15 protein-coding genes are annotated in these 16,780 nt (G+C 68.6%); 5 read left to right on the top strand and 10 right to left on the bottom strand.

The genetic code is table 11. The features are described from left to right. The first annotated feature begins 115 nt into the window (after window positions 1-115). Complete coding sequence (gene ftsH, locus IEY31_RS01295; RefSeq protein WP_188968231.1) at window positions 116-2,023, top strand: ATP-dependent zinc metalloprotease FtsH; 1,908 nt, start codon at window positions 116-118, stop codon at window positions 2,021-2,023. A 66-nt stretch (window positions 2,024-2,089) separates the two neighbouring features. Here the strand turns inward: ftsH and IEY31_RS01290 are convergent, their stop codons facing one another. Continuing rightward, a complete protein-coding gene (locus IEY31_RS01290) occupies window positions 2,090-3,265 on the bottom strand; it encodes a mechanosensitive ion channel family protein (RefSeq protein ID WP_188968229.1) in 1,176 nt (391 codons plus the stop codon). Window positions 3,266-3,362: 97 nt separating this feature from the next. On the opposite strand from IEY31_RS01290, the gene IEY31_RS01285 reads away from it, so the two are divergent. After that, on the top strand, window positions 3,363-3,689 hold the full coding sequence (locus IEY31_RS01285) for a hypothetical protein (RefSeq protein WP_188968227.1): 327 nt from the start codon (window positions 3,363-3,365) through the stop codon (window positions 3,687-3,689). An 83-nt stretch (window positions 3,690-3,772) separates the two neighbouring features. Here the strand turns inward: IEY31_RS01285 and IEY31_RS01280 are convergent, their stop codons facing one another. Beyond that, on the bottom strand, window positions 3,773-4,429 hold the full coding sequence (locus tag IEY31_RS01280; RefSeq protein ID WP_229723241.1) for a glycosyltransferase family 2 protein: 657 nt from the start codon (window positions 4,427-4,429) through the stop codon (window positions 3,773-3,775). 85 nt (window positions 4,430-4,514) lie between these two features. Here IEY31_RS01280 and IEY31_RS01275 point away from each other — a divergent pair, with 85 nt between their 5' ends. After that, window positions 4,515-6,344 carry an arginine--tRNA ligase gene (locus IEY31_RS01275; RefSeq protein ID WP_188968223.1) on the top strand — a complete coding sequence of 610 codons (1,830 nt, stop codon included), beginning with the start codon at window positions 4,515-4,517 and terminating at the stop codon, window positions 6,342-6,344. Window positions 6,345-6,452: 108 nt separating this feature from the next. Here the strand turns inward: IEY31_RS01275 and IEY31_RS01270 are convergent, their stop codons facing one another. The 3 genes from IEY31_RS01270 to IEY31_RS01260 form a co-directional block, all read right to left on the bottom strand. Then, window positions 6,453-7,289, bottom strand: coding sequence for an alpha/beta hydrolase family protein (locus tag IEY31_RS01270; RefSeq protein WP_188968221.1), 837 nt, complete (start codon window positions 7,287-7,289; stop codon window positions 6,453-6,455). Window positions 7,290-7,363: 74 nt separating this feature from the next. Next, on the bottom strand, window positions 7,364-8,548 hold the full coding sequence (locus tag IEY31_RS01265) for an acyltransferase (protein ID WP_229723240.1): 1,185 nt from the start codon (window positions 8,546-8,548) through the stop codon (window positions 7,364-7,366). Window positions 8,549-8,669: 121 nt separating this feature from the next. Further along, on the bottom strand, window positions 8,670-9,788 hold the full coding sequence (locus IEY31_RS01260; RefSeq protein ID WP_188968219.1) for a prephenate dehydrogenase: 1,119 nt from the start codon (window positions 9,786-9,788) through the stop codon (window positions 8,670-8,672). A gap of 165 nt (window positions 9,789-9,953) precedes the next feature. Here IEY31_RS01260 and IEY31_RS01255 point away from each other — a divergent pair, with 165 nt between their 5' ends. Then, a complete protein-coding gene (locus IEY31_RS01255; protein ID WP_188968217.1) occupies window positions 9,954-10,928 on the top strand; it encodes an ABC transporter ATP-binding protein in 975 nt (324 codons plus the stop codon). Continuing rightward, window positions 10,921-11,793, top strand: coding sequence for an ABC transporter permease (locus IEY31_RS01250; RefSeq protein WP_188968215.1), 873 nt, complete (start codon window positions 10,921-10,923; stop codon window positions 11,791-11,793). Before IEY31_RS01255 ends, IEY31_RS01250 begins: the two co-directional genes overlap by 8 nt. 129 nt (window positions 11,794-11,922) lie before the next feature. Here the strand turns inward: IEY31_RS01250 and IEY31_RS01245 are convergent, their stop codons facing one another. The 5 genes from IEY31_RS01245 to IEY31_RS01225 form a co-directional block, all read right to left on the bottom strand. Continuing rightward, the gene (locus IEY31_RS01245) at window positions 11,923-12,864 is read right to left on the bottom strand and encodes a metal ABC transporter permease (RefSeq protein WP_188968213.1); all 942 of its coding nucleotides are present in this window, start codon (window positions 12,862-12,864) and stop codon (window positions 11,923-11,925) included. Continuing rightward, entirely contained in the window at window positions 12,861-13,625 is a 765-nt protein-coding gene (locus IEY31_RS01240) for a metal ABC transporter ATP-binding protein (RefSeq protein WP_188968211.1), read from the bottom strand. Before IEY31_RS01240 ends, IEY31_RS01245 begins: the two co-directional genes overlap by 4 nt. Next, window positions 13,622-14,527 carry a metal ABC transporter substrate-binding protein gene (locus IEY31_RS01235; protein ID WP_188968209.1) on the bottom strand — a complete coding sequence of 302 codons (906 nt, stop codon included), beginning with the start codon at window positions 14,525-14,527 and terminating at the stop codon, window positions 13,622-13,624. Before IEY31_RS01235 ends, IEY31_RS01240 begins: the two co-directional genes overlap by 4 nt. Before the next feature lie 91 nt (window positions 14,528-14,618). Further along, window positions 14,619-15,866: a vWA domain-containing protein gene (locus tag IEY31_RS01230; RefSeq protein ID WP_229723239.1), complete on the bottom strand. Its 1,248-nt coding sequence runs from the start codon at window positions 15,864-15,866 to the stop codon at window positions 14,619-14,621. Then, complete coding sequence (locus IEY31_RS01225; RefSeq protein ID WP_229723238.1) at window positions 15,863-16,750, bottom strand: AAA family ATPase; 888 nt, start codon at window positions 16,748-16,750, stop codon at window positions 15,863-15,865. Before IEY31_RS01225 ends, IEY31_RS01230 begins: the two co-directional genes overlap by 4 nt. Window positions 16,751-16,780: the final 30 nt, after the last annotated feature.

Below are 16,780 nucleotides of genomic sequence, written 5' to 3'. Positions count from 1 at the left end.
AGCTGAGAGCAGGGCGGCGGACAGTTCAGAGTCGGGCGTTTCCAGGGCTGCAGCCGGGCGGGAGATACTGCCCCCGCTGACGGTTGGCGCCGTCGCGGCTGGCATAGCATGACGCATGACCCGCGCCGCACGTTCCCTGGTGTTGCTGTCGCTGCTGTGCTGTGCCGCGCCGTCTACAGCCCTGGCCCAGGGGGAAGGGACGTTTTCCAGCGCCGCACAGCCGAGCGCTGCCCCCTCGGCCGTGTTGGGCGGCCCCAGCAGTGCGGGGCCTTACAACACCAACCGGTTTTTTAATGACCTGGAGGAGGGCCGGGTGGGCTCGGTGCGGCTGGACAGCGCCGGCAACGCCAGCGTGACCTTCCTGGCCAGCCCGACGTCCTCGCCGATGGTGCGGGCGCTGGTGGTGCCGCCGGACGGCGCGACGCTGGAGCGGATCCGCGCGGCCAACGTGCCGCTGCGGGTGGTGGCGGGGGGCTCACCCTTTGCCTGGATCACCCAGGCGCTGCCGCTGGTGCTGATTGCCCTGATCCTGGTGGTGCTGTGGCGCAGCATGCGCGGCGCGGGCGGCGGCAGCAACGCCGCGAGCAATTTTGGCAAATCGAAGGCAGCGGTGATTGCCGAGGGGCAGATCAAGCTGAACTTCACCGACGTCGCGGGCTGCGACGAGGCCAAGCAGGACCTGCAGGAAGTCGTCGACTTCCTGCGCCAGCCCGAGAAGTACCACCAGCTCGGCGCCCGCATTCCCCACGGTGTTCTCCTCGTCGGTCCTCCCGGCAGCGGCAAGACCCTGCTGGCCAAGGCCGTCGCCGGGGAAGCCAAGGTGCCGTACTTCTCCATCAGCGGCTCGGACTTCGTCGAGATGTTCGTCGGCGTCGGCGCCGCCCGCGTCCGGGACCTGTTCGAGCAGGCGCGCAAGAGTGCCCCCTGCATCGTCTTTATCGACGAGATCGACGCTGTGGGCCGCAAGCGCGGGGTCAGCATGCAGGGCGGCAACGACGAGCGCGAGCAGACCCTCAACCAGCTGCTCGTCGAGATGGACGGCTTTTCCAGCGGCCAGGAGGTGATTATCCTGGCCGCCACCAACCGCCCGGACGTGCTGGACGCCGCGCTGCTGCGTCCGGGACGCTTTGACCGTCAGGTGGTGGTGGACGCCCCCGACGTGCGCGGGCGCGAACACATCCTGAGAATCCACGCGCGCAAGAAGCCGCTGGACGTCAGCGTGGACCTGGGGGTGATTGCCCGGCGCACGGCGGGCATGGTGGGGGCGGATCTGGAGAACCTGCTGAACGAGGCCGCCCTGCAGGCGGCCCGGCAGGGGCGCAACCGCATCACCGGGCGGGATGTGGACGAGGCCAGAGACCGGGTGCTGATGGGCCCGGAGCGGCGCAGTCTGGTGGTGCGTGAGGCGGACCGCAAGGTCACGGCCTACCACGAGGTGGGCCACGCCCTGGCCGCCCAGCTGCTGCCCCACGCCAACCGCGTCAACAAGCTGACGGTGGTGCCGCGGGGCCGGGCAGCGGGTTTCATGATGCCCGACGCCGACGACCGGCTGCACGTCACCCGCCCGGCGCTGGAAGACATGATTGCCGTGGCGCTGGCGGGCCGCGCCGCCGAGGAGGTCATCTACGGCGAGGTCACGACCGGCGCGCAGAACGACTTTCAGCAGGCCACGGGCATCGCCCGGCGCATGGTCACCGAGTGGGGCATGAGCGCCCGCATCGGCAAGGTGGCGCTGGCCTCCGATGGGACCGGATACCTGGGCGGCGGCCCACAGATGCAGCCCATGTCGGAAGCCACCGCCCAGCAGATCGACGAGGAGGTGCGCGCCCTGATCGACGCCGCCTACGGGCGGGTGCTGACCCTGGTGCGCGAGCATCTGGCCGCCGTCCACGAGATCGTGCGCGTGCTGATGGCGCGTGAAACCCTCTACGGCGAGGAGTTCTCCACTCTGCTGGCCGGCGGTCAGCTGGCCGATCCCGCGCCTGTCAGCCTCAGCAAGCCGGGGACCGCCAGCCTGGCGTGAAGCTGTCCTAGAGGGATGGGGCGCAGCGGATAATGTCTTGCGTGCGTCCCACCCCCGCGGCCACCGTCAGTCCTCCTCCTCCGGGTCACGCGTTTCGCTGGGCTTGACGGGTGACTGGGTGCGGTTCTGTTCGGGCGGCCCGTGCCCGCTGTCGTCGCGGGTCAAGCGGATCTCGATGGGTGCGCCGCCGAAGTTCAGGCTGCGCTGCGGGAAGGGAATTTCGATGCCCGCCTGATCCATGGCGATCTTGATGCGGCGGTTGAACTCGCGTCCCACGGCGTACTGGCTCTTGGGCAGCACCTTGTACAGGGCGCGCAGGGTCACGCCGTCCGGGGCAAGCTGCGTGACGCCCTGAATCTCAGGCTCTTCCAGGAAGTAGCGCCGCCACTCCTCCTCGGCGTACAGCTCATCGCTGACGGCCTTGAGCACGCGCAGGGCCTCGTTGATGTTGGCCTGATAGGTGACGTCCACGGTGGCCACCACCCGGCTCCAGTCCTTGCTGCTCACGCTGACGGTGTTGATCTGACCGTTGGGCACGATGTGTACCGTGCCGTCTAGGGCGCGCAGAACTGTGACGCGCAGGTTCAGCTGCTCCACGTTGCCGCTGAGGGTACCGCTGTTGACGGTGATCACGTCTCCCACCCCGTACTGGTCTTCAAGCAGGATAAAAAAGCCCGTGAAGACGTCCTTGATCAGGCTCTGTGCCCCGAAGCCCACCGCCAGGCCCAGCACCGAGACCCCGGCCAGCAGACTGGTGGCGTTGACCCCCAGGGCCTGCAGGGCCGCAATCAGGCTGATGATGATGATGATGACCTTGAGGGTGCTTTCCACCACGCCCTTGAGGGTCTGGACGCGCACGTTACGGCGGTTGAACTCGTCGTCCGAGACGATGCGGTCGCTGAAGTTGCCCACCATGCGCCACGCGATCAGCGCCAGCGCCACGATCACCACGGCCTGTCCGGCGGTGTTGCGGAACCCCTCGGCGATGTTCTGGCCCAGCGCGAACAGCACCGGGACGTTGGGCAGGTAGATCTTGTAGGTGGCGTAGGCAACGTAACTGCCCACCACCACCAGCAGCCACAGCCAGTTCAGGACCAGCATCATGCGGGCGCCGATCTGGTCTCTGAGCATGCGCAGCAGCAGGCGGCCAAAACGGTGGATGGCGTAGGAGATGACCAGCGCAATGGCGAGCCACAGCCACACGCTGGGTTTGGACAGTTGAACCAGCAGGATATCCAGCATAACGGGGGCCAGTCTCTCATGCTGGCCCTCACGCTGGAATGACAGGCAGAGGAGAGACGTGAGCTGCGTTGCCGCCGCGAGCCTCTACACTGCCCGCATGACCCAGGACGCCCGGACCGCTGCCAGCAAGCCCATTTCCCCCGATGACCGCGCCCGCCTGGACCCCGTGTTCATGCAGGTGGTGCTGGACGTGCAGGCGCAGGTGCAGCAGACCCAGCCCGCGCAGGCGGGGAACTTGGCCGCCATGTTCCACAAGGAGACTATGGGCGACGCCCTGCAGGGCCTGGCCATGCTGATCGCCGGCTGGAACCAGAACCGCATCGACGGGCCGGGTCTGGGCCGCGCCGTTAAATCTCTGCGGGCCCTGGACCTGCCGGAACTGGCGGAACGCATGGAAAAGCTGCGTCAGATCGACGAGGGCTGATCAGGACCCGGACGGGGGCTGGGCGCTAACGCAGGCGTCGGGCCGCTCAGGCCAGACAGAGGCGTCAGGTCAGAGCAGGCCCATCACGGTCTCTTGCGCCGCGCCCGGAAGGTCAGCAGGTCGGCGTACATGCGGGTTCTGGCCCACGCGCCGTTCCAGAAGCCGCGCTTCTTTTCCTTCAAGACCTGTCCCACCTGCGGCAACTCCACGTAATCCCAGCGCGCCCCGGTGCTTTTCAGGTGGCGGGTGATGGCCGGTTCGGGCCAGCGTTCCTCGCCCAGGTGCGGTACGGCGATCAGCCAGTCGCGGCGGCAGACCCGCTGCCCGCTCAGGTTGGGCGTCAGTTTGTTGCCCCAGTCGGTGACAAAGCCGCCGCCCTCAAACACGCCGATGCACATGTCCAGGTCCCCGCTGATCACCGGGCGCAGCATGCGCCGCAGATGGTCCAGCGTCAGCCCGGTCAGATCGGCGTCCAGCATCACGATGTACTCGGCGGCGGTGGCGGCCAGCGCCGAGGCCAGGGCCGCGCCCTTGCCGGTGTTCTCGGCCAGTTCCACCACCCTGGCCCCCGCCGCACGCGCCACCGCGGCCGTGTTGTCGTCACTGCCGTCAGAGGCCACCACCACCTGCGGCGTGAGCTGCAGCGCCACGCGCACCACGTCCGCCACCGTGTCGGCCTCGTTGTAGGCCGGAATGACCACCGCCACGGACGGGGCCTCAGAGGTGGGCAGCTCAGGCATGAACCGTATGCTACGGGAAGCCGGGCCGGCCATGCCGCCGCCGCAGGGGAGGGTCAGTGCTTTATCTGCTCTAGACTCTGGCGTTATGAACCTCAAGGCACAGCTCAAAACCGCCGTGGAAGCCGCGGCCCAGCAGATGGGCGCGGCGGTGGACGCCGCAATTCAGGAAACCCCGGCAGGCAAGGCGGGCGATTACGGCACCCCCGCCGCCTTTCTGATTGCCAAGGCGGTGGGCGGCAATCCCGCGCAGGTCGCCGCGCAGCTGGCCCAGACGGTGCAACTGCCCGCGGGCATCCGGAAGGTCGAGGCGGCGGGGCCGTTCCTGAACTTCTTCGTGGACGTGGGCGCGTTCGTGCGCGGTGTGGTGGAGCGTCCCTTCGAGATGCCCCGCCTGAGCGGCAAGGTGGTGATCGAGCACACCTCGGTCAACCCCAACAAGGAGTTGCACGTCGGGCACCTGCGGAACGTGGTGCTGGGCGACAGCATGGCCCGCATCTTCCGCGCCGCCGGGCATACCGTGGAAGTGCAGAATTACATCGACGACACCGGGCGTCAGGCTGCCGAATCCATCTTTGCGGTGGGGCATTACGGCCTGAAGTGGGACGGCGTGCAGAAGTACGACCACTGGCTGGGCGAGGGCTACGTGCGCCTGAACGCCGATCCGGCCAAGGCGGAGCTGGAACCCGGCATCCGCGAGATCATGCACCGCCTGGAGGCCGGGGAACTGCGTGCAGAGGTGGAGAAGGTGGTGCATGCCCACCTGGACACCTGCTTTCGCCTGGGCGCCCGCTACGACCTGCTGAACTGGGAGTCCGACGTGGTGGGCAGCGGGTTTCTCAGCAAGGCCATGACCATCCTGAAGGACAGCAAATACACGTCCTACCCCAACGAGGGCAAGTACGCCGGGGCCTTTGTGATGGACGTGTCCGAGTTCATGCCAGGGCTGGAAGAGCCGCAGGTCGTGCTGATCCGCACCGATGGCACGGCCATGTACGCCGCCAAGGACATCGGCTACCAGTTCTGGAAGTTCGGGCTGTTCGAGGGCATGAAATTCAGGCCCTTCACGGCCGACCCCGAGGGCCACACGGTCTGGACCAGTGCGCCGGACGGTCAGCCGGACACGGAGAAGCGCTTCGGACACGCCGAGGAAGTGATCAACGTGATCGACTCGCGCCAGGACCACCCGCAGACCGTGGTCCGCAGTTCGCTGGGCGTGGCCGGCCACAGTGGGATGAAGGAGCGCAGCGTCCACCTGTCGTACGCCTTCGTCACCCTGGAAGGCCAGACCATCAGTGGGCGCAAGGGCGTGACCGTCAGCGCCGACGCCGCGATGGACGAGGCGCAGAAACGCGCCCTGATCGAGCTGGCGAAGGTCAATCCCGAACTGGGCGCGCAGGACGGGGCCGACGAGATTGCCCGCCGCATCGGCCTGGGCGCGATCCGCTTTGCCATGCTCAAGGCCGAGCCGACGCGCAAGATCGACTTCCGCTGGGAGCAGGCGCTGGCCCTGAACGGCGACACCGCGCCGTACATCCAGTACGCCGCCGTCCGCGCCGCCAACATTCTCCGCCGGGGGCAGGAGGCAGGCTTTGCCGTGGGCGGCACTGGGGCCGACTGGGACATGGTGCCGGACCTTGATCTCACTCTGGCCAAGCAGGTGGCAAAGCTGCCCGAGGTTGTCGCCCAGAGCGTGCGCGTTCACTCGCCGCATGTGGTGGCGCAGTACGCGCTGGACCTGGCCACCTCGTTTAACGCGTGGTACAACGCCAAGGACCGGCAGGGCAAACCCGCCACCAACGTCTTGCAATCCGAGGAGGGACTGCGTGAGGCCCGGCTGGCGCTGGTGGCCCGTCTGCGTCAGGCCTTCGAGGAAACGCTGGACCTGATCGGCATCGAGGTTCCGGCGGCGATGTGAGGCGGGCCACCTGACGGGTCAAGCGGCAGGGGACCTTGAAGCCCCCTGCCGCTTTTCCGCTGAGAACCTCACCAATGAATGGACTGGGGGTGTCCCCGGCCCATTGCCCTATTTCATCGCCACGCGGTCTTCCAGCCGTTTGTAAAAGCCCACCAGCCGCTGCGCCATCTCCCGCGTGAAGCGGTTGCCGCCCAGGTGCGGACCGCTCAGCGACACGAATTCGCTGCTGCCCAGGGAGGCGTGCGGAAACAGGCGTTCACCGTTGGTCAGGGCCGGAACCGTGCCGTCGCTGACGCTGGCGGCCACGAACAGCGGCAGGTAGGGCGCCTTGAAGGTCTGCATCAGGGGGTCCAGGCTGGGCGGCGGCTCGCCCTGCAGGCCGTAGGCCGCGCTGATCTCGGCACGGCGGCTGGCCGAGGCGTTCCAGGCCGCCCGCAGATCGGTCCAGGCGTCGATCAGGGCCACGCCATCCACGCGGTAGGGGCTGCCGGGCAGGGCGCTGCGCAGCGCCATCAGGCCGCCCATGCTGATGCCCAGCGCGTAGGTGTGGCCGTTCCAGGCAAAGCGCTTGAGGGCCGCAGCGTGCACCTTGCCCACCTCCTTGAGGGCCTGGGGGCTGCCCCAGGTGGTGGGGCCACCGTCGCCGCTGAGCAGCACCGCGAAGTGCGAGGCCAGCAGGGTGTCGGTCAGAACCTGGAAGGTGTCACTGTCGCGCAGCCGCGCCGCGCTCTGGTTGCGGGGGTGCGAGACCACCACCAGCGGGCAGGGCAGGTAGGTACAGCTGTCTGGAATGCGCAGCAACGACTCGCGCCCCGGCTGACCCAGCGGCAGCCAGTCGACCGGCTGGGCCAGCGTGCCGGTGGGGGTCCGCGGCGGTGCGGCGGCCCCCGCCACCGGGGAAACGCCCAGGGCCAGGACCGCAATCAGGAAAAGAAACCGACTCACAACGTTGCCGAATGTAGCGCGCCGCGCCTGACACCACACTGACCGGCCCTTGATCTTTGCCGGTTCATCCCGCCTCACCGCCCGAACACGAGCCGGCTCAGGCGAGTGTCCACCAGCAACAGGGCCACCAGAGCCGGCACGATCAGGGCGGCCAGAAAGTAGCCTACGGTGGTCAGGGCAAAGACCAGCGGGTCTCCGCCCGGCGCGTGCATGCGCTCCAGCGTCTGCAGCAGGGCCGGGTGAATCAGGTAGATCTGCAGGCTGAACATGCCGGTGGTCCCCAGCAAGACCCGCCAGGGCTGCCGCAGGCGCTGCAGGCTGTAGGCCACCCCCAGCACCGTCAGGGACATCAGCGTGGTGTAGGCCCAGCTGAGGCTGGAGTACACCACGCTGACCACCGGCTCGCCGCGCACGTAGGCCAGCGCCTGCGGCAGGTACAGCGCGTAGGCCAGCGCCGCCGCCGCGATCAGGAACACGCGGTTTTTGCGCCACCACGCCGGGAATTCGTCGAGCCTTGCGCCCACCGCTGCGCCCACCGTGATGGGCAGCATGTACCACAACACGCTGCTGGCCGGAAAGGGCAGGCGCAGGTACTCGCGGTTCAGGAAATAGATGCCCAGTTGCAGCGCCGCGCCGAATAGCAGGGCCAGCCCAATCGGGGGCCTGCGGCGGGCCAGCGGCAGCAGCAGCGGAATCACCAGATACACCTCCAGCGCCACCAGCAGGAAATACAGGTGGTAGCTGGCCTTGCCGTACTGCAGGTAGAACAGCCACTTGTCGGGATCGGTCAGGGTGCTGGCCGGGCGCTGCCCGGTCCAGACGTACCAGCCGATGTACAGCGCGCTCCACAGCAGGTATGGCCACGCCCCGCGCGTCAGCCGCCGCCAGAAATACCGTCCGGGCCGGAAGTTCTTCAGCAGGCTGCGGGTCAGCACCACCGCCGACAGAAATACGAACGCGGGCACGGCGAAATGCAGTGTGCGGTTGACCATCTGCAGCAGCATGAAGCTCAGGGTGTCGGGCACCGCGTAGCGCAGGGCCAGGCCTGAGGTGTGGTGGGCCACCACTTCCAGAATGGTGATGCCACGGAACAGGTCGATGGCGGTCAGTTTGAGGCCCGTGTCGTCCGCGCCGCCGGGTTCGGCCTCCGACGGGGGAATCAGTCCCTCGACATCCGGGTCGAAGTCGGGATCCTCCCGCATGGGCGGCAGCGACTGCGGCTCAGGCTCAGCGGAGGGGGGAAAACGGGTCTGGGTCATGGGAAATCACGGGTGCGCTGGAGGCAGTCTAGTGGATTTGCCGGAAGCGGCGGCCTGCCCGGCTGAGCATGCCCGGAAGCGGGCGTCTGGACGCTGTCCCCGCCCGGGCGCCGGTCAGCGCTCAGCCCCGCCCGCGAACCTCCAGGCCCACGCCACGCAGGATGCTGGTGGCCTGCGCCACGGCGTCGGTGGATTCCAGGCCCAGGCGCAGCGCCCCGCCCTCCTCGCGGATTGCCAGCACTTCAATGTCCTTGATGTTGACCCCGGCGGCCCCCAGCGTCTGGGTCACGAGGCCGATCTGGTTGGGCCTGTCCGGCACGGCCACCACCAGATCATATTTCTGCGGCAGCAGGCTGCGGCGCACCACCGGCAGGCTGTCACGGGTGCGCTTGCCCTCGTGGGCGGCGGCCAGCAGTTCCTCGGGGTCCTCCAGGTCAGCCTCCAGGCGGTCCAGTTGAAACCTGAAGCGTCTGAGCGCCTCGCGCAGCGCCGCCTTGTTCTCCACCACCATGTCGCGGCTCATGCGCGGGTCGCCGCTGGCCACGCGGGTCAGGTCGCGGAAGCCTCCGGCGGCCAGCAGGCTCAGGCGCTCGTCGCGGGCCACCATGTGGGTCAGGGCCAGGCTCGCCAGGTAAGGCAGGTGGCTGACCGTCGCCACCAGCGCGTCGTGCGCGTCGGGCGGCATGACCACCGGGGCGGCCCCCAGGCCCTCGACCAGGGTGCGGGCGCGGCTCAGGGCGGTCAGCGGCGTCTGTTCGGTGGGGGTCAGCACCCACACGGCGTTTTCCAGCAGCGCCGCGTTGGCGTGCGTGACCCCGCCGCGCTCGCTGCCTGCCATCGGGTGTCCGGCCACGAAATTCCGGACCCCCAGCCGCTCCATCTCGGCGGCAATGCCGCCCTTGACGCTGCCCACGTCGGTGACCAGCGCCGCCGGGTTCAGGAAGGGGGCCAGTTCGCCCGCCAGCGGGATCAGGGCGCGCATCGGGGCCGCCAGGATCACCAGATCGGCGCCGCGCAGCCACTCGCCGGCACTGGGGCGCACCTCGTCCACCAGTCCCAGCGCCTCGGCCTCGCGCAGCACGTCCATGCTGGCGTCCAGGCCGATCACGCGCTGGGCCAGGAAGCGCTGACGCAGGCCCATGGCCACGCTGCCGCCGATCAGCCCCACCCCGGCCACCACCGCCGTCCTGAACAGCGGCGCGGGGGTCACGGGCGCGTTGGGCAGGTGTGGCTCGGGCATGACCGGGAGGCTAGCACGGCGGGGGAGAGGCCGAATTGAGACGGCCAGCCCCGTGGGTGGGCGGAGGCAGGGCGGCCCTCACCCCCGCGGGCCTGCGCCCACCACAGGACCCAACTGCAACTTTCAGCGCACGCGGCGCACCGCCTGCGCGTCTATGCTGCCCCCATGAGCGCTCCCCCCCCTCGCATCATCGAAACGCAGGACCTCCGCAAGGAGTACCGGGGTCGCGCGGTGGTGGACGGACTGAACCTGCGTGTGCTGCCCGGCGAGGTCTTCGGCTTCCTGGGGCCGAACGGTGCGGGCAAGAGCACCACCGTCAAGATGCTGCTGGGGCTGGTGCTGCCCACCAGCGGCCAGATGCGCGTGCTGGGCGGCTCGCCGGCCGATCCCGCCGTGCGCGCGAAACTGGGTTTCCTGCCCGAGCAGTTCCGCTTTCAAACCTGGATGACCGCCGAGGAATTCCTGAACTTTCATGGGCGGCTGGCCGGAATGAAGGCGGATGAACTGCGCGCCCGCGTTCCCCAGGTGCTGAAAACCGTGGGGCTGGACGGGCGCGGCCAGGAGTCGCTGGGCGGCTACAGCAAGGGCATGTTGCAGCGCTGCGGGCTGGCCGGGGCGATCCTGGCGCGGCCCGAACTGGTGTTTCTAGACGAGCCGACCAGCGCCCTGGACCCGATTGGCCGCGTGGAGGTCCGCGAGATCATTGAGGGCCTGCGCGCCGACGGCGTGGCCGTCTTCCTGAACTCCCACCTGCTCTCGGAGGTGGAACAGGTGTGTGACCGCGTGGCCTTCGTCAAGGAGGGCCGGGTGCTGCAGCAGGGCAGCATGCAGGAGCTGATGGGCGGCGTGATTCCGGTGGGCATCCGGGTAGACGCCATCAAGCCTGGACTGCTGGACGCCCTGGCCCGGTTGGGCGAGGTCCGCCACACCGACACCCAGACCCCCGGACGTGCCGAGATCGAACTGTGGCTGCCGGAGGCGGACGCGGTGCCCGCGGTGGCCGACGCCATCTTTGCGTCCGGCGCACGTCTGCATGCCCTGACCCCGCGCCGCCCAGACCTGGAAACGATGTTCCTGGACCTGATCGAGGACCGGCCCGCTCCCGCGTCCAACGCTGCCCCGGAGGCCGCCCGTGCGTAACGCCCTGCTGATCGCCGAACTGTCGTTGCGCGAGGCCGTCCGCAAGCGGCTGGTCAGCGTCCTGCTGATCCTGAGCGTGCTGTTCATCGGGTTCTACCTGTTCGGCATTTACCGCCTGGAGCTGAATCTGGACGAGCGGGCGGTGGACGCCGGGCTGGACGGACGCAGCACCTCCGGACTGTCGAACCTGCCGGTGATGTACGCGGCCATGTTCGGCATGTATCTGGTGTACTTCCTGGGAGCGTTGATGGCGGTGCTGTCCACCGTGGGCGCGGTCAGCGGCGACATCGAGAACGGCGTGATGCAGAGCGTGATCGCCCGCCCGATCAGCCGCGCACAACTGGTGCTGGGGCGCTGGATCGGCTTCACGACTGTGAACGTGGGGTACGTGGCCCTGCTGGGCGCCGCGCTCCTGATCGGCGTGTACGCCATCACCGGCTACCTGCCGCCCTCGCCGCTGCCGGCCCTGGGCCTGATCCTGCTGGCCGTGACGCTGCTGACCGCCCTGACGGTGCTGGGCAGCACGCTGTTTACCACGCTGGCCAACGGCATCGGCGTGTTTGTGTTGTACGGGGCGGGCTTTACTGGCGGCATCCTGAGCGCCATCGGTACCCTCTCGGACACGCCCATCCTGACCACGCTGGGGAGTGTCGCCAACGTGGTGATGCCCACCAACGCGCTGTGGCTGGGGGCCAGTTACCTGCTGCAACCCCCGGTGCTGCTGGAGCTGAGCACGGCGGCGCGCGGGGCCAATCCATTTTTCGGCTCGGACCCGATTGCGCCGGCCCTGGCCCTGTGGGCCGCCGTGCTGGCCGCTCTGGCCGTGGCGGCGGCGATGTGGCGCTTCAGTCGGCGGGACCTGTAGGGGACGGTCAACCCCCGCGAAGCACACGGCCCCTCTTCCCGGTGGAGAGGGGCCACCTGTTGTGTCGGCGTTCCCACCAAGAAAAAGCCCTCTCCACTGGGAAGAGGACCGATTGGGGACGGGGCGGCCTCAGTCGCGGGCCGGCTCCTTGCCAGAGTTCCGGACCCGCGTCAGGACCGTGCGCGGCGTGGCGGTGGGGCCACCCTCGCCCAGCTCGTCCTCGCGTTCGGCCAGCTGCTGACGGCGGCGGGCCAGCTGCCCGTGCTTGGGCGCGAAGACAAAGGCCAGCAGGAAAAAGAAGCTCTGCACCAGCACGATGCATGCGCCCGTCGCGCCGTCCAGAAAGTAGCTGCCGTAGGTGCCGATGACGGCAGACAGAATCCCGCAGGCCACGGCAATCCACAGCATCTTCGAGAACCTGTCGGTCAGCAGGTAGGCGGTGGCCCCCGGCGTGATCAGCATGGCAACCACCAGAATCACGCCCACGGTCTGCAGGGCGGTGACGATGGTCAGGGCCAGCATGGTGAGCAGCACGTAGTTCAGCACGCCGGTGTTCAGGCCAATCGAGCGGGCGTGGGTGGGGTCAAACACGTACAGCAGCAGGTCCTTGCGCAGCATCAGCGTGACCACCAGCGCGATGGCCCCGGCAATCACCGTCTGCCACAGCTCCGAGTCGCCGATGCCCAGCACGTCCCCGAACAGGATGTGGCTCAGGTGGACGTCGCTGGAAATCTTGGAGATCATCACCAGTCCCAGCGCGAACAGGGCCGTGAACACCACCCCGATCACCGTGTCCTCCTTGACGCGCGAGCGCGACTGGATAAAGCCGATGGCGCTGACGCTCAGCAGCCCGAACGCAAAGGCCCCGATCACGAATGGCAGGCCCAGCAGGTACGAGATCACGACGCCGGGCAGCACCGCGTGCGATACGGCGTCGCCCATCAGGGACCAGCCCTTGAGGATCACGAAGCAGGACAGCACCGCGCAGACCGTGCCCACCAGGGCGCTGACCAGTAGGGCGCGGGTCATGAAGTCGTATTGCAGCGGGGCCAGCAGCAGTTCCAAGTTCATGGGCGGGCCTCCAGTTTGGGGGTGGGGGACGCGTGCAGCGGCGAGCGGCCCCCGAAGGTATGGGCCAGATTCCCGGCGGTCAGTACCTCGTCAGTGGGGCCGTACAGCAGCACGGTGCGGTCGGCAATCAGGGCCACCTCGTCGCAGAAGGTCTCCAGCGTGCCCAGGTCATGGGTGCTGACCAGCATCGAGCGGCCCTCGCGGCGCAACTCGCCCATCAGCGCGATGATCGCCTCGCTGGTGCCCACGTCCACCCCACCAAACGGCTCGTCCAGCAGCAGCAGGCGGCCCTCCTGCGCCAGGGCGCGGGCCAGGAAGGCGCGTTTGCGCTGTCCGCCGCTGAGTTCTCCGATCTGACGGTCGGCGAAGGCACCCATGCCCACGCGCTCCAGACTTTCATTGACCAGCGTGTGGTCGGCGGCGCCCGGACGGCGCAGCCAGTTCATCTTGCCCTGGCGGCCCATCATGACCACCTCGCGCACGCTGACCGGGAAGTTCCAGTCCACGTCCTCGCTCTGCGGCACGTAGGCGATCAGCCCGGCCTTCTGGGCGCGGATCACCGGCTGCCCGAACACCTGTACGCTGCCGCGCAGGGGCGGCAGAAAGCCCATCACGGTCTTGAACAGCGTGCTCTTGCCCGAGCCGTTCATGCCCACCAGGCCGCACACGCTGCCGACCCCCACCTGCAGGCTGGCCTGCCGCAGCGCCAGCCGTCCGCCGCCGTAGGCCACGCTCACGTCCTGAACGTCCAGCGCGATCATTTCTGCCCGCCCAGGCCCTTCAGAATGGTGTCGGCGTCCTTTTGCAGCAGCTTGAGGTAGGTGGGCACCGGCCCCTTGGCGTCCGTCAGCGAGTCCACGTACAGCACGCCGCCAAACCGGGCCCCGGCCTCTTTGGCCACCTGTTGCATGCCGCGCGTCGGCACGGTGCTCTCACAGAACACGGCCGGAATTTTCTCGGCACGCACCACGTCGATCACGCCCTTGATCTGCCGGGGCGTGCCCTGGCCCTCTTCCGCGTTGACCGGCCACAGGTAATGCTCGGACAGGCCGTAATCGCGCGTCAGGTAGGAAAAGGCTCCCTCGCAGGTCACCAGCGCCCGCTGATTTCTGGGCAGGGTGGCCAGCTGGGTCTTGAGCCGGGCGTCCACCGCGCGAATCTGATCGCTGTACGCCTTCGCGTTGGCGTTGAAAACCCTGGTCCCGGCGGGATCGAGCTTCACGAACGCCTTGCGGATGTTCTCCACATAGATCAGGGCGTTTTTAGGCGACATCCACGCGTGCGGGTTGGGCTTGCCCTTGTAGGCGTCGGCGCTGATGCTCACGGGTTTGATGCCGTCGGTCAGCGTGACGCTGGGCACCTTGCCCAGCTGCCGCGTGAACTTCTCGAACCACAGTTCCAGTCCCAGTCCGTTGTTCAGGATCAGGGCCGCCCCGCGTGCGTTCACGAGGTCGCTGGGCGTGAACTGGTAGCCGTGAATCTCGGCGCCGGGCTTGGTGATGGACACGACGTTCAGGCGGTTGCCCGCGACGTTCTTGGCCATGTCGGCCAGGATGGTGAAGGTGGTCAGAACGGTCTTCTTCTCTCCGGCTGCGGCGGCCTGGGCCGTACCTGCAACAGCGAGAAGGCCAGCCAAAAACAGGTTTCTCGGTGAGCGGATCATATGTTTTAGGCTAGCCTAAAATGAGCGGCGAGTCAACCGGCCCATTGGTGTTGTCCCCGAATGTTTGCCTGTGGGCAGGCGAGTCGGAACTTCAGTTTCGCTGCCCGATGCGGCGGCCCAGACGATGCAGATCGTCGATGTCTCCGGCAGGCAGCAGCGCGTCGATGTGCGGCAGCGCCGCCCGGATGGCCCGCTGTACCGGCTGGTAGCCCGGCAGCGCGGCCAGCGGCGAGAGCCACACCACCCGGCCCGCCCGCGCCTTCAGGTCACGCAGGGCGCGTTCCAGCACCTCGGGTTCCCCGGTGTCCAGACCGTCACTGAGGATCAGGACCAGCGTGTCGCGGTTCACCCGTTCGCGTTCGTGACGGGTCAGGTGCAGCAGGTTCTCGCCAATGCGGGTGCCGCCGCCCCAGGCCTCACCCAGGTCAGGCAGGGTCAATGCCTGGCCTGGCAGCGCCTGACGCAGGTAGGGGGTCAGGCGGCGCAGCCCGGTGGAAAAGGCGTAGACCTCCACCCGGCGGGTGCGCAGCGACAGGGCCTGGGCAAAGCGCAGCAGCAGCGCGGCGTCGCGGCCCATGCTGCGGCTGCCGTCCAGCACCAGCAGGAAGCGCGGCGAGCGGCGCTGGCGGCCCAGCCAGCGCAGCAGCGCCGGGTCGCCTGCCGTGCGGGCAGCGGCGCGCAGGGTGCGGCGGGCGTCCAGCTTCGGCCCCCGCACCAGCGGCCTGAGTCGTCTTGACCGCCCCAACTCCACCGCCCGGATCAGCGCCGTGGCAGCGCGCAACAGCTCCCGCAATTCTCCCTCTTCGGCGCGCACCTCGCCCCCCGCCCCCGCATTCGGGCTGAGGCGGGTCTGAATGGTCTGAACGTCGCCGCCGGAGTCGTCCGGGTCATCCTTCGATTCACTCTGCGGCTGGGCCTGTACGGGGGTCAGTTCCGGTTGCTCGCCGGGTTGGGGTGCGGCCGGGGCGGGCGCCTGTCCCTCGCCTTCCTGCTGTTTTTTGGGAGTCGTCTCGGTGTCCTGTTCCGCGCCGGGAGCCTCGGTTTCGGGCAGCAGCGGGGGCAGTTCGGGCGGGGCAGGGCTGCCTTCCGCACGGAAGAAGGTGTTGAATTCGTGGTCAAAAATGCGGGCCTGTTCCGGGCAGGCGATCAGCACGGCGCGCAGGGCGTCGCGCAGTTGCCGTTTGCTCAGCACGTCGACCACCCCGGCGGCCCTCAGTGCGTCGCCAGCCTCGCCCGGCCCCACCAGGAAGCCGTGCCGCACGCGCAGCCGGATCACGAAGGCGGTGATTTTTGCGGAAAGCTCGGCAGGCAGCAGTGTTTCGGGGGGATGGGGCGTCACCCCGCCTCCGCTCGGCCCGCCACCCCCCGCAGCGTCGGCGCGGCCAGAACTTGATCCTCGCGCAGCTTCAGCACCGCGCCCAGGGTGGCCTCGATGCTGGCGGCGTCCAGATGGTCCCGGTGCAGGGCCAGCAGCGCCGCCGCCCAGTCCAGCGTCTCGGCCACGCCCGGCGGCTTGCCCAGCGGCAGGGCGCGCAGGGCGTGAACGGCGTCGGTGACCTGCCGGGCCAGCGCTGCGTCGATGCCGGGGAGCCGCGCCTGCACGATCTCCAGCTCCTGCCGCGCGGTGGGGTATTCCACCCAGTGGTACAGACAGCGGCGGCGCAGCGCGTCGCTCAGCTCGCGCGAGCGGTTGCTGGTCAGAATCGTGTGCGGGCGCGTGCGGGCGGTGATGGTTCCCAGTTCCGGCACGGTGATCTGCCACTCGGCCAGCAGTTCCAGCAAGAAGGCCTCGAAGGCGTCGTCGGCACGGTCAATCTCGTCGATCAGCAGGACCGGGGCCACGTCCTGCTGAATGGCCTGCAGCAGCGGGCGGGCCATCAGAAAGCGCTCGCCGTACAGTTCGTCGTCGTCCACCCGGCCCCCACTGATCTCTGCCGAGCGCAGGTACAGCAGCTGGCGGGCGTAGTTCCACTCGTACAGCGCGGCCTGCGCGTCCAGCCCCTCGTAGCATTGCAACCGGATCAGCCGGGTGCCCAGCGCCAGTGCAAGCGTCTTGGCCGCCTCGGTCTTGCCCACCCCCGCCGGGCCTTCCAGCAGCAGCGGCTTTTGCAGCGCCGGAACCAGACGCAGGGCTGTGGCCAGCGCGTCTCCGGCCACGTAACCCTGCACCCGGAACGCGGCCTGCAGGGCGGCGGGATCGGTCAGATCGGCGGCGGAGGTCACGCGCCGCCGGACAGCAGGAAAGCAGACGGG

The organism is Deinococcus aerolatus (assembly GCF_014647055.1).
Classification (GTDB): Bacteria; Deinococcota; Deinococci; order Deinococcales; family Deinococcaceae; genus Deinococcus; species Deinococcus aerolatus.
Note: the sequence above shows the minus strand (reverse complement) of the source record. Positions and strands in the feature narration are given on the sequence as shown.

Excerpts from the sequence above, each read along its gene's own strand:
- ftsH (WP_188968231.1), top strand. The coding sequence starts at position 116 with ATGACCCGCGCCGCACGTTCCCTGGTGTTGCTGTCGCTGCTGTGCTGT.
- IEY31_RS01245 (WP_188968213.1), bottom strand. The coding sequence starts at position 12,864 with ATGAACTTGGAACTGCTGCTGGCCCCGCTGCAATACGACTTCATGACC.
- IEY31_RS01260 (WP_188968219.1), bottom strand. The coding sequence starts at position 9,788 with ATGCCCGAGCCACACCTGCCCAACGCGCCCGTGACCCCCGCGCCGCTG.
- IEY31_RS01265 (WP_229723240.1), bottom strand. The coding sequence starts at position 8,548 with ATGACCCAGACCCGTTTTCCCCCCTCCGCTGAGCCTGAGCCGCAGTCG.
- IEY31_RS01235 (WP_188968209.1), bottom strand. The coding sequence starts at position 14,527 with ATGATCCGCTCACCGAGAAACCTGTTTTTGGCTGGCCTTCTCGCTGTT.
- IEY31_RS01290 (WP_188968229.1), bottom strand. The coding sequence starts at position 3,265 with ATGCTGGATATCCTGCTGGTTCAACTGTCCAAACCCAGCGTGTGGCTG.
- IEY31_RS01280 (WP_229723241.1), bottom strand. The coding sequence starts at position 4,429 with ATGCCTGAGCTGCCCACCTCTGAGGCCCCGTCCGTGGCGGTGGTCATT.
- IEY31_RS01240 (WP_188968211.1), bottom strand. The coding sequence starts at position 13,625 with ATGATCGCGCTGGACGTTCAGGACGTGAGCGTGGCCTACGGCGGCGGA.
- IEY31_RS01255 (WP_188968217.1), top strand. The coding sequence starts at position 9,954 with ATGAGCGCTCCCCCCCCTCGCATCATCGAAACGCAGGACCTCCGCAAG.
- IEY31_RS01285 (WP_188968227.1), top strand. The coding sequence starts at position 3,363 with ATGACCCAGGACGCCCGGACCGCTGCCAGCAAGCCCATTTCCCCCGAT.
- IEY31_RS01275 (WP_188968223.1), top strand. The coding sequence starts at position 4,515 with ATGAACCTCAAGGCACAGCTCAAAACCGCCGTGGAAGCCGCGGCCCAG.